The sequence below is a fragment of the Bradyrhizobium sp. RT6a genome, assembly GCF_040547675.1.
Classification (GTDB): domain Bacteria; phylum Pseudomonadota; class Alphaproteobacteria; order Rhizobiales; family Xanthobacteraceae; genus Bradyrhizobium.
This window is the reverse complement of record NZ_JBEPQC010000008.1, coordinates 182681-206113: the sequence shown is the minus strand read 5'-3', so window position 1 is coordinate 206113 and position 23433 is coordinate 182681. Positions and strand designations below refer to the sequence as shown.

General features: G+C 65.0%; 26 protein-coding genes, 1 tRNA gene and 1 riboswitch. Of the genes, 10 read left to right on the top strand and 17 right to left on the bottom strand.

Annotated elements, in window-relative coordinates; genetic code table 11:
- Window positions 1-20: 20 nt before the first annotated feature.
- The gene (locus ABIC03_RS31855) at window positions 21-548 is read left to right on the top strand and encodes a DUF1003 domain-containing protein (RefSeq protein ID WP_275168430.1); all 528 of its coding nucleotides are present in this window, start codon (window positions 21-23) and stop codon (window positions 546-548) included.
- Window position 549: 1 nt separating this feature from the next.
- Here ABIC03_RS31855 and ABIC03_RS31850 read toward each other — a convergent pair whose 3' ends face one another.
- Window positions 550-1017: a GNAT family N-acetyltransferase gene (locus ABIC03_RS31850; protein ID WP_354063987.1), complete on the bottom strand. Its 468-nt coding sequence runs from the start codon at window positions 1015-1017 to the stop codon at window positions 550-552.
- A gap of 10 nt (window positions 1018-1027) precedes the next feature.
- Window positions 1028-1609 (bottom strand): helix-turn-helix domain-containing protein, encoded by a 582-nt coding sequence (locus tag ABIC03_RS31845; protein ID WP_354063985.1) that lies wholly within the window; start codon window positions 1607-1609, stop codon window positions 1028-1030.
- 169 nt (window positions 1610-1778) lie between these two features.
- Here ABIC03_RS31845 and ABIC03_RS31840 point away from each other — a divergent pair, with 169 nt between their 5' ends.
- On the top strand, window positions 1779-2771 hold the full coding sequence (locus tag ABIC03_RS31840) for an alpha/beta fold hydrolase (protein WP_354063983.1): 993 nt from the start codon (window positions 1779-1781) through the stop codon (window positions 2769-2771).
- A 4-nt stretch (window positions 2772-2775) separates the two neighbouring features.
- Here the strand turns inward: ABIC03_RS31840 and ABIC03_RS31835 are convergent.
- Window positions 2776-2849: transfer RNA gene (locus tag ABIC03_RS31835), tRNA-Gly, on the bottom strand.
- Window positions 2850-3022: 173 nt separating this feature from the next.
- Between ABIC03_RS31835 and ABIC03_RS31830 the strand changes: the two genes are divergently transcribed.
- The 5 genes from ABIC03_RS31830 to ABIC03_RS31810 all read left to right on the top strand — a co-directional run bounded on the left by ABIC03_RS31830 (window position 3023) and on the right by ABIC03_RS31810 (window position 6033).
- Window positions 3023-3601 (top strand): methylated-DNA--[protein]-cysteine S-methyltransferase, encoded by a 579-nt coding sequence (locus ABIC03_RS31830; protein ID WP_354063981.1) that lies wholly within the window; start codon window positions 3023-3025, stop codon window positions 3599-3601.
- A gap of 9 nt (window positions 3602-3610) precedes the next feature.
- Complete coding sequence (locus ABIC03_RS31825; RefSeq protein ID WP_354063979.1) at window positions 3611-4450, top strand: helix-turn-helix transcriptional regulator; 840 nt, start codon at window positions 3611-3613, stop codon at window positions 4448-4450.
- A gap of 56 nt (window positions 4451-4506) precedes the next feature.
- Window positions 4507-4866, top strand: coding sequence for a VOC family protein (locus ABIC03_RS31820; RefSeq protein WP_354063977.1), 360 nt, complete (start codon window positions 4507-4509; stop codon window positions 4864-4866).
- A gap of 188 nt (window positions 4867-5054) precedes the next feature.
- Window positions 5055-5456, top strand: coding sequence for an SRPBCC family protein (locus ABIC03_RS31815; protein WP_354063975.1), 402 nt, complete (start codon window positions 5055-5057; stop codon window positions 5454-5456).
- Between the two features lie 100 nt (window positions 5457-5556).
- On the top strand, window positions 5557-6033 hold the full coding sequence (locus tag ABIC03_RS31810) for a hypothetical protein (protein WP_354063973.1): 477 nt from the start codon (window positions 5557-5559) through the stop codon (window positions 6031-6033).
- Here the strand turns inward: ABIC03_RS31810 and ABIC03_RS31805 are convergent.
- The 4 genes from ABIC03_RS31805 to ABIC03_RS31790 all read right to left on the bottom strand — a co-directional run bounded on the left by ABIC03_RS31805 (window position 6030) and on the right by ABIC03_RS31790 (window position 10510).
- On the bottom strand, window positions 6030-7475 hold the full coding sequence (locus ABIC03_RS31805) for an MATE family efflux transporter (RefSeq protein WP_354063971.1): 1446 nt from the start codon (window positions 7473-7475) through the stop codon (window positions 6030-6032). The genes ABIC03_RS31810 and ABIC03_RS31805 overlap by 4 nt on opposite strands.
- 163 nt (window positions 7476-7638) lie before the next feature.
- Complete coding sequence (locus tag ABIC03_RS31800; protein WP_354063969.1) at window positions 7639-8691, bottom strand: hypothetical protein; 1053 nt, start codon at window positions 8689-8691, stop codon at window positions 7639-7641.
- Between the two features lie 123 nt (window positions 8692-8814).
- Complete coding sequence (locus tag ABIC03_RS31795; protein WP_354063967.1) at window positions 8815-9225, bottom strand: PAS domain S-box protein; 411 nt, start codon at window positions 9223-9225, stop codon at window positions 8815-8817.
- A gap of 178 nt (window positions 9226-9403) precedes the next feature.
- Window positions 9404-10510 (bottom strand): 2'-deoxycytidine 5'-triphosphate deaminase, encoded by a 1107-nt coding sequence (locus ABIC03_RS31790; protein WP_354063965.1) that lies wholly within the window; start codon window positions 10508-10510, stop codon window positions 9404-9406.
- A gap of 110 nt (window positions 10511-10620) precedes the next feature.
- A riboswitch (SAM riboswitch) is annotated at window positions 10621-10700 on the top strand.
- Between the two features lie 69 nt (window positions 10701-10769).
- On the opposite strand from ABIC03_RS31790, the gene ABIC03_RS31785 reads away from it, so the two are divergent.
- Window positions 10770-11966 (top strand): O-succinylhomoserine sulfhydrylase, encoded by a 1197-nt coding sequence (locus tag ABIC03_RS31785; RefSeq protein WP_354063963.1) that lies wholly within the window; start codon window positions 10770-10772, stop codon window positions 11964-11966.
- Window positions 11967-12108: 142 nt separating this feature from the next.
- Here the strand turns inward: ABIC03_RS31785 and ABIC03_RS31780 are convergent, their stop codons facing one another.
- Genes ABIC03_RS31780 through ABIC03_RS31770 form a run of 3 tightly spaced genes read right to left on the bottom strand, consistent with a single transcriptional unit; the run spans window position 12109 to window position 15158 of the window.
- Window positions 12109-13101, bottom strand: coding sequence for an SGNH/GDSL hydrolase family protein (locus ABIC03_RS31780; RefSeq protein WP_275168443.1), 993 nt, complete (start codon window positions 13099-13101; stop codon window positions 12109-12111).
- A 12-nt stretch (window positions 13102-13113) separates the two neighbouring features.
- Window positions 13114-13893, bottom strand: coding sequence for an SGNH/GDSL hydrolase family protein (locus ABIC03_RS31775; protein ID WP_275168444.1), 780 nt, complete (start codon window positions 13891-13893; stop codon window positions 13114-13116).
- Window positions 13893-15158, bottom strand: a complete 1266-nt coding sequence (locus tag ABIC03_RS31770; RefSeq protein ID WP_275168445.1) for an OpgC domain-containing protein — start codon at window positions 15156-15158, stop codon at window positions 13893-13895. The genes ABIC03_RS31775 and ABIC03_RS31770 overlap by 1 nt, the downstream gene beginning before the upstream one ends.
- A 205-nt stretch (window positions 15159-15363) precedes the next feature.
- Between ABIC03_RS31770 and apaG the strand changes: the two genes are divergently transcribed.
- Window positions 15364-15756, top strand: a complete 393-nt coding sequence (gene apaG / locus ABIC03_RS31765; RefSeq protein WP_027514422.1) for a Co2+/Mg2+ efflux facilitator ApaG/CorD — start codon at window positions 15364-15366, stop codon at window positions 15754-15756.
- 47 nt (window positions 15757-15803) lie between these two features.
- On the opposite strand, the gene ABIC03_RS31760 is transcribed toward apaG, so the two are convergent.
- From ABIC03_RS31760 to ABIC03_RS31750, 3 genes are all read right to left on the bottom strand, one after another.
- Window positions 15804-16811, bottom strand: a complete 1008-nt coding sequence (locus ABIC03_RS31760) for an Hsp33 family molecular chaperone (RefSeq protein ID WP_354063960.1) — start codon at window positions 16809-16811, stop codon at window positions 15804-15806.
- Window positions 16812-16960: 149 nt separating this feature from the next.
- Complete coding sequence (gene argF / locus ABIC03_RS31755) at window positions 16961-17908, bottom strand: ornithine carbamoyltransferase (RefSeq protein WP_354063958.1); 948 nt, start codon at window positions 17906-17908, stop codon at window positions 16961-16963.
- Entirely contained in the window at window positions 17908-19110 is a 1203-nt protein-coding gene (locus ABIC03_RS31750; protein WP_354063956.1) for an aspartate aminotransferase family protein, read from the bottom strand. Before ABIC03_RS31750 ends, argF begins: the two co-directional genes overlap by 1 nt.
- Before the next feature lie 452 nt (window positions 19111-19562).
- Here ABIC03_RS31750 and ABIC03_RS31745 point away from each other — a divergent pair, with 452 nt between their 5' ends.
- On the top strand, window positions 19563-20075 hold the full coding sequence (locus ABIC03_RS31745; protein WP_007597869.1) for a GcrA family cell cycle regulator: 513 nt from the start codon (window positions 19563-19565) through the stop codon (window positions 20073-20075).
- A 237-nt stretch (window positions 20076-20312) separates the two neighbouring features.
- Here ABIC03_RS31745 and phoB read toward each other — a convergent pair whose 3' ends face one another.
- From phoB to pstA, 4 genes are read right to left on the bottom strand one after another with little or no spacing between them, the layout of a single operon-like run.
- Complete coding sequence (gene phoB, locus ABIC03_RS31740) at window positions 20313-21020, bottom strand: phosphate regulon transcriptional regulator PhoB (protein ID WP_007597871.1); 708 nt, start codon at window positions 21018-21020, stop codon at window positions 20313-20315.
- A gap of 22 nt (window positions 21021-21042) precedes the next feature.
- Window positions 21043-21759: a phosphate signaling complex protein PhoU gene (phoU, locus tag ABIC03_RS31735; protein ID WP_018456067.1), complete on the bottom strand. Its 717-nt coding sequence runs from the start codon at window positions 21757-21759 to the stop codon at window positions 21043-21045.
- A 10-nt stretch (window positions 21760-21769) separates the two neighbouring features.
- Window positions 21770-22591 carry a phosphate ABC transporter ATP-binding protein PstB gene (pstB, locus tag ABIC03_RS31730; protein ID WP_007597875.1) on the bottom strand — a complete coding sequence of 274 codons (822 nt, stop codon included), beginning with the start codon at window positions 22589-22591 and terminating at the stop codon, window positions 21770-21772.
- Window positions 22588-23433, bottom strand: a complete 846-nt coding sequence (pstA, locus tag ABIC03_RS31725; RefSeq protein ID WP_275168449.1) for a phosphate ABC transporter permease PstA — start codon at window positions 23431-23433, stop codon at window positions 22588-22590. The genes pstB and pstA overlap by 4 nt, the downstream gene beginning before the upstream one ends.

Genomic DNA, 23433 nt, shown 5'->3' with positions numbered 1-23433 from the left:
CCGTCCGCCGTTGCTGCCGCGTGCATAACGATATCACCCATGATCCCGGCGAGGGATTGAGCCCGACGCTCGAGCGCAACATCCAGGCCCTGGTCGAGCGCCGCCGCCGCGAGCAGCGCGGTGCCAGGGGTCAGGAAAAACTTGCCGATGCGATCACGGCGTTCACCGGCAGCATGGCGTTCGTCTACCTCCATGTCGCGGTGTTCGGCTTCTGGATCATCGCCAATCTGCATTGGCTGCCGGGAATCCCGGCCTGGGACGAAAGCTTCGTGGTGCTGGCGATGATTGCTTCGGTCGAGGCGATCTTCCTGTCCACATTCGTGCTGATCTCGCAGAACCGCATGAGCGCAGCAGCGGACAAGCGCGCCGATCTCGATCTCCAGATCAGCCTTCTCGCCGAGCACGAATTGACCAAGGTAGCCCGCCTCCTCACGCAAATCGCCGAGCGGCTCGACGTCCAGCCCGATGCGAAGCGCGATCTGGAGGAGGCAAGCCGCGACATCGCCCCCGAACGCGTGCTCGACAGGATCGAGGAGACGCGCTCCTGAGCTATCGGCTCGCCGACAGATCCAGGGTCAGGAACAGGCTGTTGGGATCCTCGACATAGCCCTGGAACGGGCCGCAGAGGACAAAGCCATGCGCCTGGTAGAGCGCGAGCGCCGGCTTGAAATAGTCCCACGAGCCCGTCTCGAGGCTGAGCCGCGCCATGCCGCGCGCGCGGGCTTCCGTGATGATGTGGCGGAGCATCTCGCCGCCAAAGCCGCGCCGCCGCGTGTTCTGGAGCGTATGCATCGACTTCACCTCGCCATGCTCGGCTGACAGCGACTTCAGCGCACCGACAGCCACCAGCGTCTCGCCGTCCCAGCCGGTCCAGAACGCGACGTCGGGCGCGCGCAGCCCGGAGAGATCGAGCGCGTGAGCGCTGCCCGGCGCGGTCTGCGCCCGCGCAGCCGCGACGTGATGATCGAGCAGCGCGATGACGCGCGGATCAAAGGTGTCGCCGGTGCGGATCTGCATCGTCAGGGCCTCACATCTTGCCGTAGGACGCGCCGCGGCGCGTGATGATGACGTAGCGCGCGTCCTGTCTGGTCTCGTTCTCGAAGATCACCGCGCGCATCACATCGAAGTCGAGGCAGTCGCCCTCGCGCAGGCGAACTGCCTTGGCGTCGATATGCACGGCGATCGCGCCCTCCAGCATCAGCAGTTGCTGCGTGAAGGCGTTGCGCCCCCAGGGGCTGTACGGCACCCGCGCGCCGGCCGGCAAATCGACGACGATAACCTCGATGCCGCTCGCCGCGTCCGTCGGCGAGGCGTGTCGGCGGCGATAGCCGCTGTCGGGATCGCGCCAGAGCGGCTGGTCGGCGAGCCGCACCAGCCGCTCCGGCGGCTTCTCGGCCAGCGCGACGACATCGCTGAGCGACACGTCGAGCGCGGCGCAAAGTTTTCCCAGCAGCGCAGCCGTCGCACTGCTCTGCGCCCGCTCCACCCGCCCGATCATCGCCCGGCTGACGCCGGACCGCGTCGCAAGCTCATTCAGCGTCATGCCGGCCTGCGTCCGCAGCGTCTTCAAGCGACGACCGATCGCGCGATCGAGCTTTTGCTGGTCCATGATCTCTGATCCAAACGTTGCCCGGCGCAGGGACCGCATCCGCCGGACGAGAAGATTAGGCCGGAGCAGCGGCGTATGCCGGGATCGAGGGGCTAATATATTGGAATCTTTGCGCGCCGGGCAGCAACGTTTAGGATGGGCGCAATCACGATGCAGCGGGAGGTGTGGCATGAACGGACCGACGCAACGGATCATCAAGGCCAACGGAATCAGCCTCAACGTCGCCGAGCAGGGCAAGGGGCCGATGGTACTGCTCTGCCACGGCTTTCCGGAAGGTTGGTACTCCTGGCGTCACCAACTCGAGGCGCTGGCGGCGGCCGGTTTCCACGCGGTCGCCCCTGACATGCGCGGCTACGGCAATAGCGACCGGCCCGAAGCGATCGACCAGTACACGATCCTCCACATGGTCGGCGACCTCGTCGGCGTGCTCGACGCTTTCGGGGCGAAGGACGCCGTCATCGTCGGGCACGACTGGGGCGCGACGATCGCCTGGCACACGGCGCGCCTGCGGCCCGATCGCTTCCGCGCCGCCGCCATTCTCAGCGTGCCCTATCGACCGCGCAGTCCGGTGCGGCCGACGAGTGTGATGCCGCAGACGGCGGATGCGCAGTTCTATCAACTGTATTTCCAGGAGCCGGGTGTCGCCGAAGCAGAATTCGAAGGGGATCCGCGCGCAACACTCGGCGCGATGCTCTATGGCGGTTCCGGCGAAGGCGCGGCGGTGATCCGCGCAAATGCCGGGCGTCAAGGGCGGAGCGCCGGTGTCGGCATGGTCTCTCGCAAGGATGGCATGCTGCCGAAGGTGCAGGTGCCGCTGCCGTCGTGGCTGAGCAGCGCCGACCTCGACTATTACGGCGCCGAATTTGCCCAAAGTGGGTTTCGCGGACCGCTCAACTACTATCGCAACATCGATCGCAACTGGGAGCTGATGGGTGCCTTCGAGGGCGTCAAGGTGGTCGTGCCCGCGCTCTTCATCGCCGGCGACCACGACATGGTCATGGCCTTCCCTGGCGCCGCCGAGCACGTTGCCAACATGAAGCAATGGGTGCCGCAACTGCGCGAGATCAAAATGCTACCTGGGTGCGGACATTGGACGCAGCAGGAACGGCCGGCGGAGGTGAACGCGGCGATCGTGGAATTTCTGCGGAGCCTGCCGAACTAAAGGATGGAGCGGGCGAAGGGAATCGAACCCTCGTATGCAGCTTGGGAAGCTGCCGTTCTACCATTGAACTACGCCCGCGGATGCGCAGCCTGCGCCCGCTCTGATTAGCCGAGACGGCGCATCTCGCCAAGCGCTTTGGCGCAGCCCGCCCGCCCCTTCTTAAGTTTCCGGTAAGATTTTGGGTGCGCGCCGGATTGTGGCGGTGTTATGATCGCCTGTCTGGGGAGACGTGCACTGAGTGGGGCGTGTGCATGGTGTGGCGTGGCTACGCGATATTCGACACGACCATAGGGCGCTGCGGCATCATCTGGAGCAGCACCGGTATCGTCGCCGTGCAATTGCCGGAGGCGCGGGAGATCGACACCCGCCGCCGGATATTCCAGGTCCATCCCGAGGCGCGCGAACAGCGGCCTTCCGCGAACGCCGAGTTCGCGATCGAGGGCATTGTGGGCTTGCTGCAAGGCAGCGATGCTGATTTTTCCGGGGTCAGCCTGGACGCGAGCGGGGTGCCCGGCTTCAACCGGCGGGTCTATGAAGCCGCCTGCGCCATCCCGCGCGGAGAGACGCGCACTTATCACGAGATCGCCAAGACGCTGGGCGCCTCCGGCGCCGCGCATTCGGTGGCCCAGGCGATCGCGAAAAATCCCTATATGCTGATCGTGCCCTGCCACCGGGTGCTGGAGGCCGGCAATTACACCGACCGGCTTTCGCCCTATGGCGGGGTGATCTCCAAGCGGCGGTTGCTGTCGCTGGAGGGCGCCCATCCGATCGCCAGCAAGACGTTGTTCGACGTGCTGCTGCCCGTTGCCCCACCGAGACCCTCCACCTAGATAGGTGGCATGGACGCGACCACGCTGCTGACGACCCCCTCGATGACCGTCTCCGAGTTTCGCTGCGACGCGGGACCGGACGACAGCCCGTTTGCGGAGTGCCGCACCGGCCATTCCATCGCCTATGTCCGCGCGGGCAGCTTTGGCTGTCATTGCCGCGCCGGCTTCTTCGATCTGGTCGCGGGCTCGATGCTGGTCGGTGCGCCGGGCGAGGAATACACCTGCACGCATGAGCATGTCGCCGGCGACGTCTGCCTGTCCTTTTTCCTCAGCGACGATCTGGTCGACGCGCTCGGCGGTCGGCGCGACGTCTGGCAGGTCGGCGCAACGCCGCCGCTGCCCGAGCTGATGGTGCTGGGCGAGCTCGCCCAGACGGCGGCAGATGGCAACAGCGACCTCGGTCTCGACGAGGTCGGCCAGATCCTCGCGGGCCGTTTCGTCGATGTCGTCTCGGGCAAGGCGCGCAAGCCGACGAGGCCGACCGCGCGCGACCGCCGCCGCGCCGTGGAAGCCGCGCTGTGGATCGACGCCAATTCGCATGCCGAGGTCGACCTCGAACAGGCGGCGCGGCAGGCAGGCCTCAGCCCCTTCCACTTCCTGCGGCTGTTCTCCGCCGTGCTCGGCGTCACCCCGCATCAATACCTGGTGCGCTCGCGGCTGCGGCACGCGGCGCGGCTGCTTACCGACGATGACATCGCCGTCACCGACATCGCCTATGACGTCGGGTTCGGCGATCTCTCCAACTTCGTCCGCACCTTCCACCGCGCCGCCGGCGTGTCGCCTACCAAGTTCCGTCAGGCCTCGAAGGGCGAGCGCAAGATTCTCCAAGAACAGCTTGCCCTCAACTGACTAGATTCGTCTCCGGCGCGCGCCGATTGCGGCGCGCTTTGGAAATGGAGACGACCATGTACGACCATATCGGATTGCGCGTAGCCGACCTCGACGCCGCCACGCGCTTCTACACCGCGGTGCTGGCGCCGCTCGGTTATGTCCTGTGCTCGAGCGGTGACGGTTATGCCGGCTTCGGGCCCAAGGGCGAACCCGGGCTATGGCTGCACCTCAACAAGGGACGCAAGGCCGATGGCGCCCATATCGCCTTTCGCGCCGGGGATCATGACGCGGTGAAGGCGTTCCACAGCGAGGGCTTGAAGAGCGGCGGCCGCGACAATGGCGGCGCCGGCCCGCGCAAGGATTACAGCCCGACTTACTACGCGGCATTCTTGATCGATCCCGATGGCAACAATGTCGAGGCGGTCTGCACGTGAGTACGGCAGCCCTCACCACACACATTGTCATGCCCCGGCTTGACCGGGGCATCCAGTACGCCGCAGCTTCTCGATTTCATCACAGCGGCCACTGGAATACTGGATCGCCCGATCAAGTCGGGCGATGACAGCTGAGATGACGGCGCTATCGCTCGCTTCTCTACACAGGACTCAACCAGGATTCAACAATGGCCTCCATCCACAACGACATTCCCCTCTCCGCCCCGGCGCGCGACGTCTGGGATGCGGTGCGCGATTTCGGCGCGCTGCATCGGCGGCTGGCGCCGGGCTTCGTCACGGCCTGCACGCTCGACGGCGACGCGCGCGTCGTCACCTTCGCCAACGGATCGGTGGCGCGCGAGATGCTGGTCGATTGCGACGATGCGCGGCAGCGGCTGGTCTACGCGATCAACAACGAGCGTCTGAAGCACTACAGCGCCTCGGTGCAGGTGATCGCGGAGGGCGAGGCGAGATGCCGCCTGGTCTGGATCATCGACATGCTGCCGAACGAGCTCGCGCCCTATGTGCAGGGACAGACCAAGGACGCCGTCGCCGCGATACACCGAGCGTTCCCGGCAGCTGCTGCGTGATCTTTCTCACAGAGCCCAGCCCTCGTCCGCAATAACCATGGCGGCGTGCGCCCGGTTGGCTCCGCTCTCCCGGCGGCGCCACGCACGCGAGGAGCAGGCCATGAGAGGTGCGGACAAGGTGATCTGCCAGGCAGCCGCCGTGCTGCTGATGTTTTCGATTTCGAGCGCGCCGGCAAAGGCGCAGTTCCTCGGCGGCGGCGGTGCCGGCGGCGAGGACATGATGACGCAGATGGCACCGATGCTGGAGATGATGAAGGCCAAGATGGGCAAGCGCCGCTTCGGCATGATGATGCAGACCATGGGCCCGATGATGAGCCGCATGATGGAGAATGGCGGCGGCGGAATTGGTGGCCTCGGCGGCGGCAATCTCGGCGGCGGTTTCGGTGCACCCAATTACGGTGGCTACGCGCCGATGGGCGCAGGCGGATACATGCCGACCGGAATGGGCGGCATGGGTGGCGGCGATATCATGGGCATGCTCGGCGGCGCCGGTGGCGGCGACATGATGGCGATGATTCCGCAACTGATGCGGCTCACCAACGTCGGTGGCGGCCATCGCCGCCACCGGCACCGCTAGTCCGCAGCGGCCGACAGAGCCGGCCTGATCGCAGGTTTGGTTTGGCGCGGTCCCCAGCGTGTCAGCACCACGCTGGAGGACGAGAGCAGGCCGAGCACGACCATCGAGCTCGCCGCCAGCCAGAAGAAGTTTTGCGCGGTGGCATCATGCGTCGACAGCCACCAGCCGACCGCCGCGATGTAGATCAGCCGCGCGGTCTGCGCCAGCACCGGCCCGATCACCTTCGCAGCGCCCTGCGACGAGAAATACATCGTCGAGGCGAGGCCGATGAAGGCGTAGAACGGCGCCACCGTCGACAGATATTGATGGCTGGTCGCGCGCACGGTCGCGCTGTCGGTGAAGATGTTGACCCAGAGATCGGGGAAGATCGCAACCAGGCACGCCGGTGCACCGACGGCGACGAAGGCGCTCGCCGCCGCGATCCAGGCGATGCGCCGGGCGCGGGCGATGCGGCCGGCGCCGACCGCCATGCCGATCATCGGCACCGAGGCGATGCCGAACGAGAACGCGATCGAGGTCAGCAGGAATTCCAGCCGCGCACCGATGCCGTAGCCGGCGAGGATCGCGGTGCCGAATTTCGCAAGCATGTGGGTGAAGATCGAGATTGTCAGCACCGATTGCAGCGGCGAGAAGCAGGCAACGGCGCCCACTTTGAGGATGTCGAAAAACATCGCCCATTGGATGCGAAGTCCGCGCAGCTTCGGCGTCACGCGGGCGCGGCCGGAGAACAGGTACCAGCCCATCACGCCGATGTTCATGCAATAGGCAATCAGCGCGCCGGCGGCGACGCCGCGCATGCCGAATTGCGGCACCGGACCGAGCCCGAGGCCGAGCGTGCCGCCGAGCACGATCTGCCAGGCCGCAGAATTGAGGATCAACAGCGACGGCAGCTTCATGTTGCCGGTGCCACGCAGGACCCCGGCCATGGTGTTGAGCAGCCAAGGCAGCACGGCGCCGCCGAAAAACACCTGGGTGTACGCGATCGCATGCGTCAGCACCTCGCCGCGGCCGCCGAGCATCTCAAGCACCTTGGGTCCGAAGATCAGCATGCCCAGCATGAAGACGAGGCCGAAGCTGATGCCGATCAGCAGCGCGTGCGCGGCGAGCGTCCCAGCACGCTCGCGATCGCCGGCGCCGAGCGCCCGCGCGATGGCGGAGGCTACCGCGCCGCCCATCGCACCGCCCGACATGGTCATGGTCAGGATCACTGTCGGAAACACCAGCGCCATCGCGGCCAGCGCTTCCACACCAAGACGTCCGATATAGGAGGTCTCCGCAATCACTGTGCAGGTACCGGCGGAGAGCGCGACAACGTTGGGCCACGCCAGTCCGAGCAACGTGCGCAGGATCGGCCCGTCCGTCAGCGCGCTCCTCACGGGGCGCGGGGGCGGCGGCAGCGGACGCTCTTGTTCATCGACCGGGATTTCGGCGATGTCTGACATGTCCTCTCCGGGCGAAGCGCCATTTGCGGCGCAGCAATGCTTAGGTGTGCCAATGAATTGGTTCGCGCGCAGGGCGCAACGAGAGGCTTGTTAGCACGACGCGCAGCGATTCCTCCTGCGCCAGGTGCAGGCGTGCCCTGCGGCAGCGCATTTCGTGGAGGAATTAACCGATGCGCCAGAGCAACGGCGGACGGCCGCCCGGTGTCGGGGACAGGTGCACGCCGATGTGCCGCCCGCATCCGGCGGCAAGCCCCTCGAACAACCCCGCCAGCACCTCGGCGCAAGCTGGGTGGTGATCGGCGACGCCGTCCATCAACTTCCAGCTCTGCTGACGGATTTCAAACGTGCCTTCGGATTGTGTCGTCTCAGCCGCATCGTCCTGCGCGACCAACAGCGCGTTGAGGAACGTCGCGAATTCGCTCGCACCGCCGCGGCCCATCGACAGCGCCGCAGCGACCTCATCGAAATATTGCATCCCGATCAGCTTGCCGGTGAGGTGCAGGAGATAACCCGCATCCTCCGGACCGAACAGCTGCACCATTACGGGCGCGGCAGTGCGCACATATTCCATGGCGTAGTTGCGATAGGCTTTTTCCAGTCGCGGTCTCGGCCAGCTTGCGACCGGCAATGCCGGAGCCGCGGCGGCATCGAACAGCGGCGCTTCGAGATGCCGCGCGAACACGAGGCGCTGGTCGAGTTCGAGCGGCTGGTCATATTGATAATAGTAGCCTTCGAGCCCGTCCTGGCCGTCGACGCTCTGCTTGGTGCAGACGAACCCCAATCTGATATCGCCGAGCGCGACACCGTTGTTGGCGTGCCAACCGCGCAGCATTGCGCGTGAGACTTCGCCCGGCACTCCGCAGATCGCGGTGCCCTTCCAGATCCAGCGCGGCGGCGGATAGCGGATCCAGGCTTTGCGGTCGCTCTCATACATGTATTCGACGTGCACCCCGCCGATCCAGTTCGAGAGGTAGTGATATTGCGCGGCCGCCACAGCGGGCGGCAGATGGCTCAGCCCGAGCTTCTCCAGCCCCGGCAGGAAGCGCTCCTGCTGCTGGCGGCGAAACACGCGAAACACGAACTCCGCAGCATCTGCCGTGCCGCGCCGCGTGACCACGGTGAGGATCAGGCCGGTAAAATAGGCGTGATAGAGATCGGCAACCGCGCGCCAGCGTTTCCATTGAGCTTCCTGCGCGGGGTCTGATGCGGCGGCCATGTTCGCTCCCGATCGTTGTTTTGATCGAGTGTGTCACTGCATCCGGTGAGGGACAAGCTGAGCCGCACGCAGGGCGCCCTGCACACCGGCTCGCCAATTCCGCATCACGAAGTTTGCGCAGGCCTAATTTTGCGCAGCTTTGGCGGCACGCTCGCGCTCGACGCGCTCGGTGACGTCGCGGGCTATCGCCACCGATCCCTGCACCACTCCAGCGGCATCTCGCACCAGCGCGAAGGTCATTTCGATGTAGAGTTTGCGTCCGTCCTTGTGCAGCGCGCGGGTCAGTGTCGGCTTGCCCGCAAGCTTCATCGCGCCGCTGGCAAGCGCGGCTTCAAAACCCTTCCAGTGCGCGGCGCGCAGATGTTCGGGAATGATCAGGTCGAGATTCTGGCCCAGCGCTTCGTCCGCGGAGAAGCCGAACAGTGCGGACGATGCGCGATTCCAGCGCATGATCGTGCCGGAGCGATCCGAATAGATCAGCGCGTCGGCGACATCGTCGAGAATATGTGCGTCCAGTTGGGATTGATCTGTCATTTCGCCACCTCGGACGTAGCCCGGATTTCGCTTCTCATCCTGACACAGATTCGGTGTCATCGCCCGACTTGATCGGGCGATCCAGTATTCCAGAAGCGGATGTCATCGAACGGATAGGTTGCGGCGTACTGGATGCCCCGGTCAAGCCGGGGCATGACAGCGGAGGGTGAGGCTATCGCTACACCCGGAAATGCTTGCTCAGCTTCAGCCCCTGGGCCTGGTAGTTTGAGCCGATGCGCTGGCCGTACATGGCGTCGGGACGGGCCAGCATCTTCTCGTAGACGAGGCGGCCGACGATCTGACCGTGCTCGAGGATGAACGGCACTTCGCGCGAGCGGACTTCGAGCACGGCGCGCGAGCCCAGCCCGCCGGCACCGGCATAGCCGAAGCCGGGATCGAAGAATCCGGCATAATGCACGCGGAACTCGCCGACCAGCGGATCGAACGGCACCATCTCCGCGGCGTAATCGGGCGGCACCTGCACCGCCTCTTTCGACGCCAGGATATAGAACTCGCCGGGATCGAGGATCAGGCTGCCGTCGGGACGGGCCGAGATCGGCTCCCAGAACTCGTCGACGGAATAGCCGGCGCGACGATCGACGTCGATGACGCCGGTGTGGCGCTTGGCGCGGTAGCCGACGAAGCCCCCGCTCTTCTCGCCGGAAAGGTCAACAGAGACGGCGACGCCGCCGGTGAGATCGGCATCGTCGATATCGACGAGACGCTCGGTCGCGTGCAGCGCCTCGAGGTCGTCGATGTTGAGGATGGCGTCGCCGGTGCGGAAGCGCACCTGCGACAGGCGCGAGCCTTCGCTGACCAGCACCGGGAACGTCTTCGGGCTGATCTCGGCATAGAGCGGGCCGTGATAGCCGGCACCGATCATGTCGAAGCGGCGGGTGCCGTCGGCGATCACGCGGGTGAAGACGTCGAGCCGGCCAGTCGAGCTCTTCGGGTTGGCGGCCGCAACGATCTCAGGCGGCAGCGCGAGGCTTTCGAGCAGCGGCACGATGTAGACGCAGTTGGTCTCCAGCACTGCGCCGTCGGCGAGGCTGAACTCGTGCAGCTTCAACCCGTCGATGCGCTCGGCGACGGTGGCGCCGGGACCGGGCAGGAAGCTGGCGCGAACGCGATAGGCGATGTCGCCGAGGCGAAGGTCGAGGCTCGCCGGCTGGATCTGGCTCTCGACGAAATCGTATGCGGGCAGGATGAGACCGCCCTCCGCCATCGCCGCGATCATGCGGTCGGGCAGGATACCATTGGCGTCGGCGGCAACCGTGAACGTCAACCGGGGGTCCTCATAGGGGTCCAATTCATCCCGACATACGGGGAAATAATAGCGTTTTACGGCTATCCGATGGACGTCTTGACGGAAAGGGCATTGCGGAATATGAGCATGACTTATCCCGTGGTGATTTGAGCCGGCCGGCTTGCAGCCACGTTAAATAAGTCGCTAAACAGGCCGGGGACCTCTGTGATCCCGGCCCGTGGAAATATTCCAGGCCGGTTTTTTTGTGACCATTTCGATGGTCACTTCAGGAGGTCCTATGTCGAAGTCCCCGGCGCCCACTGCGTCCTACCGTCCCGAAACCCGCCTGGTCCATTCCGGCACCCTGCGCTCGCAATATGGCGAGACCTCGGAGTCGCTGTTCCTGACCCAGGGCTACGTCTACAACAGCGCCGAGGAGTGCGAGGCCCGGTTCAAGGGCGAGGACCCCGGCTTCATCTATTCACGCTACTCCAATCCGACCATTGCGATGTTCGAGCGCCGCATGATCGAGCTCGAAGGCGCCGAAGCGGCACGTTCGGCCGCGACCGGCATGGCCGCGGTGACGACCGCGATCCTGGCGCCGCTCAAGGCCGGCGATCACGTCGTGGCCTCGCGCGCGCTGTTCGGCTCGTGTCTCTACGTCGTGCAGGATTTGCTGCCGCGCTATGGCATCGAGACCACGCTGGTGGACGGCCTGGATCTCGACCAGTGGCAGCGCGCACTGAAGCCGAACACCAAGACGTTCTTCCTGGAGAGTCCGACCAATCCGACGCTCGACGTGCTCGATATTCCCGGCATTGCCGAGATCGCACACAGCGGCGGCGCGCGGCTCGTCGTCGACAACGTGTTCGCCACCCCGATCTGGCAGAGCCCGCTCGCGCTCGGCGCCGACGTCGTGGTCTATTCCGCGACCAAGCACATTGACGGCCAGGGCCGCTGTCTCGGCGGCATCATCCTGTCCTCGGAAGCGTTCATCGCCGAGCACATCCACAATTTCATGCGCCAGACCGGCCCGTCGATCTCTCCGTTCAACGCCTGGGTCCTGCTCAAGGGCCTGGAGACGCTCGCCGTGCGCGTGCGCGCGCAGACCGAGACGGCGGCGCGCATCGCGGACGTGCTGGCGAGCCATCCGAAGATTTCGCGGCTGGTGTTTCCCGGCCGCGCCGATCATCCGCAGGCTGCATTGGTGAAGAAGCAGATGCGCGGCGGCTCGACGCTGGTCGGTCTCGAGGTCAAGGGCGGCAAGCAGGCGGCGTTCCGCGTGCTCAACGAGCTCAAGCTGGCCAAGATCTCGAACAATCTCGGCGACGCCAAGAGCCTCGTCACGCATCCGGCAACGACGACGCATCAGCGCCTGAAGCCGGAGGATCGCGCCGCGCTCGGCATCAGCGAGGGTTTCATCCGCTTCTCGGCGGGGCTCGAGCACGCGGACGATCTGATCGAGGATCTGACTGCGGCCCTGGAGAAGGCGTGAATTATTGTCGTCCCGGCGAAGGTCGGGACCCATAACCACAGGAAGCAGTTTGGAAGACCCAGAGTTAAGGGGCGCGGTACGAACACCGCGCACCATTGATGGATCACGCGGTATGGGTCCCGGCCTTCGCCGGGACGACAAGTCACATCGGCCGGTACGTCCGCACGTCCCCGGGCACGTTGACGCCGAGCTTGATCTGGCCGACGGAGCGGATGATGTCGTCGCCGAGGAGCTGGGCGAAGCAGGCATAGCCCCAATCGTTCATGTGCAGGCCGTCGGCGATCACAAAGCTCTCGACCGGAATCGATTGCTTCTCATGCCAGTCGCGCATCACCTCAAAGCGCGGGAAGATGCCGACGTGACGGAGCTCGGCGACCTTGCCGAGCAGCTTCACCATCTTGCCGGCGCTGTCCGCGCGCTGGTTGACGGCGGGCGAATATTGCGGATCGACCAGCACGACGTCGGTGCCGCCGGCAGCCTGGATGCTGGCGATGCCGTCCTCCACGAGCTTGGCCGTCTCGCCGGGATCGAGATTGCGCAGCACGGCATTGGTGCCGACCTGCCAGATCACCAGATCCGGATGCACATCGATCACCTCTTTCTGGAGGCGCTTCATCATCTCGGGCGCGTCCTCGCCGCCGACGCCGGCATTGACGACGGTGATGTCCGCGGTCGGATAGTGCCGGTGCAGCTGTGCGGCAAGGCGATTGGGATAGTTGAACTCAGGCGAACTCGCGCCGAATCCCGCGGTCGACGACGAGCCGAATGCGACGATGACGACGGGCTGGCCGGCGACGAGCTTGCCCGCGACATGCGGCAGCGAGCCCATTGCCTTCGAGCCGCCCTTCGGCGACAGGCAGGGGACGCGGCTGAAAATGTCGCCGGCGGATTTCGCGACCTGCTTCACCTTGTCGATGGCGCGCGCCGTAATGCCACGCTGATCGGGGGACGTCGCTGCGACGGTGGTCTGGGACGGCGAAGCGGGAGCCGGATTAGCCGACTGCTGCGGGGCCGGCGTTGCCTGCGCGGCCTGCGTCTGCGCGTGCGACTGCGAGGCCGGACTCAGCACCAGCAGCAGCGCTGCTGCGGGCACAGCCAGCCATGCCGTCAGGCAAAAAGGGCGGAGAGAACTCATTAACGCTAGACCTCAATTTTGCTGCTGGGCCGGCTCCAGATGGGCAGCGTCGATCACGAACTGTGCCAACGCCCGGCCAAGGCAATCATGGACCTGTTTCGCCAGCTCAGGCCCGCGCGACGGGCTGAACAGGTCGAACTGCCCCTGATCATTCCACTGCCGCATGATCGCGAAACGATCGAACAGCGGAATATCGTGCTCCTGCGCCACCACCCGCATATTGTCGAGGTATGGCGGCGCCGAAATCATGGTTTCGGTACGCGGACTGTACTGCAAATTCATCAAGACGACGTCAGCCCCTGCCTTTTGCAACGCAACAACCCCTTCGGTCACCGCGCCACGAAAATCGTCGGGATCAATGGCTCGGATAGCATCCACGGTCCCGGTCTGCCAGATGACCAAAGTAGGCGCTTTTGCTTCCATCAGCTTAACGAAGCTGGCGGCCGCCTCCTCCGCCGTTTTCTTGCTCTGTATTTCTACGGAGACGTGCACCGCCTCGGACGGCGGCAGCTTGTCCTTCAGGATAGCTTGCATCCGCGCGGGATAAGAGGCGTCCTCGGAAGCCGGAATCGTGGTCGAACGGCTGCCGATGACCAGGATTTCGAGCGGCTTGCCGGCCTTGATGGCATCGGCGACCTTGGGAAGCTGGCTTTCGCTGCTGAGCAGATAGGATGGCAATTCACAGGCTGCAGGCGCGGCTGAAGCAGCAGACGCAGCATCGCCCGCGCGCGCCGGAGGCGCGGCGAGACCACCGCACAGCAGGATCAGGCTCAGGAAAACCTTCGCCTTCATCAGCCCCCTCCCGCCATATCGGCGCTGCCGACGGCGCTTTTGGTTTTCGAACCGCTCTTATCAGCCACCCGCTTGTACCACGAAATCAGCCAGGCCATGGCCCACATGATCAGGATTCCGGAGAGACTAATTAGCGCATGCATGACCGGGCCGCCCGAGACCTCGGCCAGGATGAAATGGCCCGCAAAGGCGAGGAAGACGCCGAGACAGAATATCTCCAGGGAATGCGAGCCGCACAGGATCAGCGGCCGCAGCCAGGGCGATTTCAGGCCCGGCCAGTCCCGCGGCAGGACGCGCACGGTGAGCGCGGCCAGCGCCAGGAAATGCGTGAAGCGCAGCACGTCGAGGTCGGCCTTGTCGATCGGATACATCCACTGCTCGAGCCGCTTCGGCATGAAGTGGGAGAGCTGCGGCACATACCAGGTCAGCGTCACGTAGAATGCCGCGACCAGATAGGCGATCGCGATCCACATCGTCACCCGCGAAGCCAGAATGCGCGACATGCGTCGCGCACCTCCAAGCGCGCACCATGCCCCGAACACGAACAGCAATTGCCAGGCGAAGGGATTGAAGGCCCAGAAGCCGTTCGGATAGGCCGACAGATAGAGGTCGTATTCCCAGGTCACCGCGTAGAGCGCGACGGAGAGACCGAGCGTCACATCGGGGCGCCATTTCATCAGCCACAGGATCAAGGGCAGCGCCAGCATCAGCACGATGTAGAGCGGCAGCACGTCCATGTTGACGGGACGGAAGCGCAGCAGCAGCGCCTGCACGATCGTGACGTCGGGCTGCTTGAGGAAATCCATGATGCCCATCTCTTCGGTGTAGAGCGGGTTCTCGAACCTGGTCGCGACGTAGGAGATTTCGGCGAGGAAGATCGTGAACAGGAAGACGTGGGCGACATAGATCTGCCAGACGCGCCGCAGGATGCGCGCGGTGGCGACGACGATGCCGGACTCCAGCATCGCCCGACCGTAGACGAAGGCGGCGGTATAGCCGGAGATGAAGATGAAGATCTCGGTGGCGTCGCTGAAGCCATAATTGCGAATCGTGAACCAGGTCAGAAGGCTCGGCGGCAAATGGTCGATGAAGATCAGCCACAGCGCGAGGCCGCGGAACAGGTCGAGCCGGAGCTCGCGCTCGCCGATGGCGGGCAGCGAAATGGCCGGCGCGGCCGCGCGCCGCTTTGCCCCCGCGGACTTGGCCTCCACAGGCTTAGCAGTTCCCGCGATCGTCGATCCCGTCACTTGGTCGGCAATGGTCATCGGGGGCCTAAAAACCCTTCCGCAAATCGCGATGTGGCAAGGAGTGTACCGGTCCGGCCGTCATCTCGCAAAGCGACCGGATCACATGCAAATACATTTGCAAGTACATTTGGACGTGTACTTCCCTGCGAATTCTGGCGGGACGATGTCGCTAAAGCCGCCTCCGGCGTTTGGTTCCCGGGCGGATTTCGGTATGATGGCAATCATGTACCGCGCCGTGACCCGCCAGATCGAAGTGACCGTCGAGCCGAACTTTGTTCCGGAGCAGTCGTCGGCCGACCGCTCCCGTTATTTCTGGGCCTACACCATCGTCATCACCAATTCCGGCGACGAGACCGTGCAGCTCAAGACGCGACACTGGATCATCACCGACGCCACCGGGCGGCAGCAGGAGGTGAAGGGCGAGGGCGTGGTCGGCGAGCAGCCGACGCTCGCCCCCGGCGAACGCTTCGAATACACCTCCGGCGTACCGCTCACGACCGCCTCGGGCTTCATGACCGGCCGCTACCAGATGGTCAGCGCAACCGGCGAGCGCTTCGAGATCGACGTGCCGACGTTCTCGCTGGACAGCCCGGACAACAAGCGGGTGTTGAATTAGGAGGGATTAGTGGGCACGCTTCGCTTCGCCCGCCCGACGGCAGCGCGCTAAGCGTCCTCGACGCCCGCCTCATCCGGTGTGAACTCGTACACCGAGCTGCAGAACTCGCAGGTGACGACGACCTTGTCGTCCTTGACCATCGCGGCACGGTCGTCGGACGAAAAGCTCTTCAGCATCGATGCGACCGCATCGCGCGAGCAGGAGCATTGCGCCTTCAAGGGCAGCGGATTGAACACGCGCACGCCGCGTTCGTGGAACAGGCGGTAGAGCAGCCGCTCGCCGGAGAGCTCGGGATCGATCAGCTCGACGTCTTCGACGGTTTCGATCAGCGAGCGCGCCTCGACCCAGGCATCGTCTTCAGCGACGGCATGCACCTCGACGCCTTCGGGCGCATCGCCGGGATGCAGGTCGGCCTGCCGCGCGCGCTCGGGCGCCTTCGGCAGGAACTGCATCAGCATGCCGCCGGCGCGCCAGCGATGCTTGCCGCCGTCGTTCGATCGCCACTCCTCGCCCACGGCGAGGCGGACGCGGGTCGGGATCTGCTCGGAGCGCAGGAAATATTCGTGAGCGGCGTCTTCCAGGCTGCCGCCGTCGAGCGCGACCAGGCCCTGGTAGCGGCTCATGTCGGGGCCCTGGTCGATGGTCATGGCGAGATGACCGTGGCCCAGCAGCGCGCCGGAATCTTTTGCATCGCCGAGGCGCGTAGCGTCGTAGCGGGCATAGGCGCGCAGGCGATCCGGCGCCTGATAGTCCACGACCAGGAACGACACCGGACCGTCGGTCTGGGCCTGGAGGATGAAGCGGCCCTCGAATTTCAGCGACGAGCCGAGCAGCGTGGTCAGCACGATGGCCTCGCCGAGCAGCTTGCCGACCGGCGCCGGATAATCGTGCTTGGTCAGGATCTCGTCGAGCGCCGGGCCAAGCCGCACCAGCCGACCTCGCACGTCGAGCGCGTCGACTTCGTAGGGCAGCACGGCGTCATCGATCGGAACCGCCGATGGCGCGCGAACCGGGCCTTCGGGCCCGGTTTTCATGTCAGGGGATTGGGAAACCATGGCGCTTTATCTGGGGTCGGAAGGCGGAATTGGAAGGGGGGCGGGGCTGAGTGTTCCAGGCAACGATTGGATCGCAAACAAGCGCGGCACACTCAGTGTCGTCCTGGCTTTCGCCAGGACGACGATCCAAACCTGCTTCAGCGCCCGCATTACTTCACCGCGTCGAAGCACCAGGCCAGAATGCCCTTCTGTGCGTGCAGGCGGTTTTCGGCCTCGTCGAACACGACGGATTGCGGACCGTCGATCACCTCGTCGGTGACTTCCTCGCCGCGATGGGCGGGCAGGCAGTGCATGAACAGCGCATCGGGCTTGGCCAGCGACATCAGCTGGGCATTGACCTGATAGGGCTTGAGCACGTTATGGCGGTGCTCGCCTTCCTTGTCGCCCATCGACACCCAGGTGTCGGTTACGACACAATCGGCGCCGCGCACGGCGGCTTCGGCATCCGTACCGAGCATGATCGGCGCGCCGGTCGCCTTGATGAAGTCGCGCATCGCCTTTTTCGGCGCGAGCTCCGGCGGCGTCGCGACATTGAGCTGGAACTTGAAGCGCTCGGCGGCGTGCGCCCAGGACGCCAGCACGTTGTTGTCGTCGCCGGTCCAGGCCACGGTCTTGCCCTCGATGGGGCCGCGATGTTCCTCGTAGGTCATGAGGTCGGCCATCACCTGGCAGGGATGCGAGCGCCGCGTCAGGCCGTTGATGACGGGGACGGTCGCGTTCGCCGCAAGCTCCAGCAGCGCATCGTGATTAAGGATGCGGATCATGATGGCATCGACATAGCGCGACAGCACGCGCGCGGTGTCGGCGATGGTCTCGCCGCGGCCGAGCTGCATCTCGGCGCCGGTGAGCATGATGGGCTCACCGCCGAGCTGGCGCATGGCGACATCGAAAGACACCCGCGTCCGCGTCGAGGGGCGCTCGAAGATCATCGCCAGCGTCTTGCCTTCGAGCGGCCTGACCGGCTGATGCGCCTTCTGCTTCGCCTTCATCGCGGTGGACGCGGCCAGCATGCGCTTGAGCTCCGACAGCGGCAGCTCGTTGATATCGAGGAAGTGCTTCGGTGTTTTCTTGGGTGTTTTATCGGGCGACTTGTTCATCAGCTTGCCGCCCGCTTGTTGCCGGACAACGCCGTGCAGGCGCGCTCGAGCCGCCCGACGCTGTCCTCGATCTCAGCTTCGGTGACGATCAAAGGCGGCAGGAAACGCACGACATTGTCGCCGGCGCCGACGGTGAGCAGCTTTTCGGCGCGCAAGGCGGCAACGAGATCGCCTGAAGGCACCACGGCCTTGATGCCGATCAGGAGGCCCTCGCCGCGCACTTCGCTGACGACATCGCCATGACGGTCGATCACGGAGGCGAGCTTCTGCTTGAGCAGCAGCGACATCCTCTGCACGTGGTCGAAGAAGCCGGGCTTGAGCATGACGTCGAGCACGGCGTTTGCCGCCGCGATCGCGAGCGGATTGCCGCCGAAGGTCGAGCCGTGGGAGCCGGGCCCCATGCCGGCAGCCGCGTCCGCAGTCGCGAGCACCGCGCCGATGGGGAAGCCGCCGCCGAGCGCCTTCGCCAGCGACATCACGTCGGGGGTAACGCCGGTGCGGCGATGCGCGAACAGATCGCCGGTGCGGCCCATGCCGGTCTGCACCTCGTCGAAGGCGAGCAGCAGGCCCTTGTCGTCGCAGAGCTGGCGCAACGCCCTGAGGAAGGCGGGCGTTGCCGAACGCACGCCGCCCTCGCCCTGGATCGGCTCGATCAGGATGCCGGCGGTGTGCGGACCGATCGCCTTTTTCACAGCCTCGATATCGCCATGCGCAACCTGGTCGAAGCCCTCCATCGGCGGACCGAAACCTTCGAGGTATTTGGCCGATCCCGTCGCCGCCAGCGTCGCCAGCGTGCGGCCGTGGAAGGCGCCTTCGAAGGTGATGATGCGATAGCGCTCCGGATGCCCGTTGGAGAAGTGATGATGGCGGACCAGCTTGATCACACCTTCCAGCGCCTCGGCGCCGGAATTGCAGAAGAACACGAAGTCCGCAAAACTTTCATTGCACAGGCGCGCGGCGAGCTTTTCACCGTCCGGGCTCTGGAACAGGTTCGACATGTGCCAGAGCTTCGTGGCCTGCTCCTGCAACGCCGCGACCAGCGCCGGATGGGCATGGCCAAGCGCATTCACCGCCACCCCGGAGGTGAAATCGAGATAGCGCTCGCCATTGGTCGCGATCAGCCAGCAGCCATCGCCACGCTCGAAACCGAGGTCGGACCTGGCGAAAACGGGGAGCAAATGCGGCGCGACGCTGTTAGTCATGACGATCACTTGAATGTTGCGGACGGTGTGCGTGCATTGCGCAACGCACCATCGACCGGCCCGGAAAACGAAACGTGCCGCCTCTTGAGGGCGGCACACACGACTATCTTAGGCCCGGTGAAACCGGTGTCAATGCCGCCCGGAAAGCCTCGCGAAACGCTGATCCGTAGTCTTGCGGTGCCGATTTTGCGGGATTTCACCACGGAACATGTGGAAGCGAGTCGGCGGACTCTTGCGCGGGAGTCACGCCATATTGTAGCGTTTGGATTGTCAGATACGACATCTCGTGCAGTGGTTCTGATCTTTAAGTCCTTATGTACCGGCGTAAACGTTCGGGCGTTCTAGTCACGCCCGGCGAGCCTTAAGGGATTCTGGCGGCACGGGTTTTTGAAGGCTTAGGCATTCGCTGCGAGGCCCCAGGATGGCTGGCGCGCAGCGAGGGAAAGGGTGCAATGACGGTTTTGACCTGGTCCGATGATCGCGTCGAGCAGCTGAAAAAGCTCTGGGAGGCCGGACTTTCGGCCAGCCAGATCGCGGCGGAGCTCGGCAATGTGACCCGCAATGCCGTGATCGGCAAAGTGCACAGGCTCGGCCTTTCGGGCCGCGCCAAGAGCCCATCATCGGCAGCGCCCCGGCCGCGCAAGGCGCGCCCCGCGCAGCACATGATGCGGGTGAGCCGCCCGATCTCGCGCGGCAACACCGCGCTGGCGCAGGCCTTCGAGGTCGAGGCTGAGCCCGATCCGGTCACCTACGACAACGTGGTGCCGATGAGCCAGCGGCTGTCGCTGCTGGAATTGAACGAGGCGACCTGCCACTGGCCGGTCGGCGACCCCTCGAGCCCGGACTTCTTCTTCTGCGGTGGCCGGGCGCTGTCCGGCCTGCCCTATTGCGCCCAGCACTCGCGCGTCGCGTATCAGCCCGCGTCGGATCGGCGCCGCGCACCGGTGAAGCCGGGTCCGCGGTAAGTCAGTTTCGATTTCAGGATCGAGCCGTGACGCGATGACGGCTCAAAAATAATGAATGTCGTCCCCGCGAAGGCCGGGACCCATACTCCGAGCACGTAGTTGTTGTGCGAAAGGGTAACTCCGAGTCTTCGCCAAACCGCGCCCTGTGGTTATGGATCCCGGCCTTCGCCGGGACGACATCGGAGATTGTGGCGGCAGCGCGCTAGATCACCTGCCAACATCACACCACAAACTCTCCTACACCTGCTCCGCCTTGGCAAACCGATCATCCAGCGCGTAACCGGCGCCGCGGACGGTTCGGATCGGGTCCTGCTCGCGGCCGAGATTGAGCAGCTTGCGCAGGCGGCCGATATGCACGTCGACCGTACGCTCGTCGATATAGATGTCGCGGCCCCAGACGCTGTCGAGCAGTTGCTCGCGCGAGAACACCCGACCCGGATGCTCCAGGAAGAACTCCAGCAGGCGATATTCGGTCGGACCGAGATCGATCGGCCGGCCCGAGCGCGCGACGCGGCGCTTGTCGCGGTCGAGCTCGATGTCGCCAAAAGCAAGGACGGTGGCGAGCCGCTCGGGACTCGCGCGCCGCAGCAGGCCCTTCACGCGCGCGAGCAGCTCCGGCACCGAGAACGGCTTGACGATGTAATCGTCGGCGCCGGTCGCAAGACCCCGCACCCGCTCGCTCTCCTCGCCACGCGCGGTGAGCATGATGATCGGAAGCTGCTTGGTCTCGGGACGGGTGCGAAGCCGCCGGCACAATTCGATGCCTGACAGGCCCGGCAGCATCCAGTCGAGCACGATCAGATCGGGGATGTGCTCCTTGAGGCGGGTGTCGGCGTCGTCGCCGCGCATCACCGTCTCGACGTCATAGCCATCGCCTTCGAGGTTGTAGCGGAGAAGCTCGGTCAGAGCTTCCTCGTCCTCAACCACCATAATGCGTGCGCCCATCGGGTCGTCGCTCCTTAAGTCTTCAGGTGTTCGGTACCGTGTTGGCGAAGGTCGTCATGTCGCCCTTCGGCCGCTTGTCGGTGATCGCCTGGCCCTCGATCATGTAGAACACGGTCTCGGCGATGTTGGTGGCGTGGTCGCCGATCCGCTCGATGTTCTTGGCGCAGAACATCAGGTGAATACAGAACGAGATGTTGCGCGGATCCTCCATCATGTAGGTGAGGAGCTCGCGGAACAGCGAGGTGCAGATGGCGTCGACCTCCTCGTCGCCCTTCCACACCGCCATCGCCGCCGGCAGATCATGCGCGGCATAGGCGTCCAGCACCGACTTGACCTGCTGCTGCACGAGGTCGGTCATGTGCTCGAGGCCGCGGAACAGCTTGAGCGGATGGAAGTCCGTCTCCAGCGCCGCGACGCGCTTGCCCATGTTCTTGGCGAGGTCGCCGATGCGCTCGAGATCGGTCGCGACGCGCATGGCGCCGACGATCTCGCGCAAATCGACCGCCATCGGCTGACGGCGGGCGATAGTGAGCACCGCACGCTCCTCGATGCGCTTCTGCAGCGCGTCGAGCTCGGTGTCGATGGCGACGACGCGCTGGCCGAGCGGGACGTCGCGGCGGATCAGCGCGTCGACGGACTCGACGATCATGCGCTCGGCGATGCCACCCATCTCGGCGACCAGGCGGGTGAGTTCCTGGAGGTCGGTATCGAAGGCCTTTGCGGTATGTTCAGAACCCATGTCGCGTCTCCTAGCCGAACCGGCCGGTGATGTAATCCTGCGTGCGCCGGTCGGTCGGCGACGTGAATATCTTGCTGGTGTCGTCGAACTCGATCAGCTCGCCGAGATACATGAAGGCGGTCTTGTCGGAGACGCGCGCCGCCTGCTGCATGTTGTGAGTGACGATCGCGATCGTGTAATCCTCGGACAGCTCCTGGATCAGCTCCTCGACCTTGGCGGTCGAGATCGGGTCGAGCGCCGAACAGGGCTCGTCGAACAGGATCACCTCGGGCCGCACCGCGACGGTGCGGGCGATGCAGAGGCGCTGTTGCTGGCCGCCGGAGAGCGACAGGCCGGAGGCGTTGAGCTTGTCCTTAACCTCGTTCCACAGCGCGCCGCCGCGGAGCGCCTTTTCGACGCGGCCGTCCATCTCGGACTTCGAGATCTTCTCATAGAGACGGATGCCGAACGCGATGTTCTCGTAGATCGTCATCGGGAACGGCGTCGGCTTCTGGAACACCATGCCGACGCGGGCGCGCAGCAAATTGAGGTCCAGCTTGCCGTCAAGGATGTTGGTCTGATCGAGCATGAGCTGACCGGTGGCGCGCTGGCCGGGATAGAGGTCGTACATCCGGTTGAAGATGCGCAGCAGGGTCGACTTGCCGCAGCCCGACGGGCCGATGAACGCCGTGACGCGATTGGCGCCGAGCGTCAGGTTGATGTTCTTCAGCGCGTGGTGCTCGCCGTAATAGAAATTCAGGTTGCGCACGGTCACCTTGGGAGGCGCCTCCGGCAGCACCGGCGCGTGGGGCAGCCCACCGGCCGCGCTCATCGATACGGAAAGATCACTCATTTTGCGGTCCTCTCGGCGCCAAGGATGCGCGCGCCAATATTAAGGGCAAGAACGGTCAGGGTGATGAGCAGCGCCCCGCTCCAGGCCAACTGCTTCCAGTAGACATAGGGGCTCTGCACGAAGTTGTTGATGGTGACAGGCAGGTTCGCCATCGTCTTGTTCAGGCCGAGGCTGAAGAACTGGTTCGACAGCGCGGTAAACAGCAGCGGCGCGGTCTCACCGGCGACGCGAGCGGTCGCGAGCAGCACGCCGGTGATGAGACCCGATCGGGCAGCCCGATAAGCGATCCGCTTGATCACCAGCGAACGCGGCAGGCCGAGCGCCGAGGCCGCCTCGCGCAACGCGTTCGGCACCAGCAGCAGCATGTCCTCGGTCGTGCGCAGCACCACCGGGATCACGATGACCGCGAGCGCGAGCGAGCCTGCGATCGCCGAGAAGCCGCGCATCGGCACCACCACCGCGCCGTAGATGAACAGGCCGATGATGATCGAGGGCGCCGAGAGCAGGATGTCGTTGATGAAGCGGATCACCGAGGTGAGCCGGTCGTTGCGGCCATATTCGGCGAGATAGGTGCCGGCGAACATGCCAAGCGGCGCGCCGATGCCGACGCCGATCACGGTCATGATCAGCGAGCCGACGATGGCGTTGAGCAGACCGCCCTCGTTCGATCCCGGTGGCGGCGTGTTCTCGGTGAACAGCTGGACGTTGAGTCCCGCCACTCCGTTGTACAGCAGCGTGATCAGGATCAGCGCGAGCCAGGTGACGCCGAAGGCGGTCGCGGCGATGCAGAGCCCGCGGACGACGATGTCCTTGCGGCGGCGGCTTGAATAAATCGGGTTCAT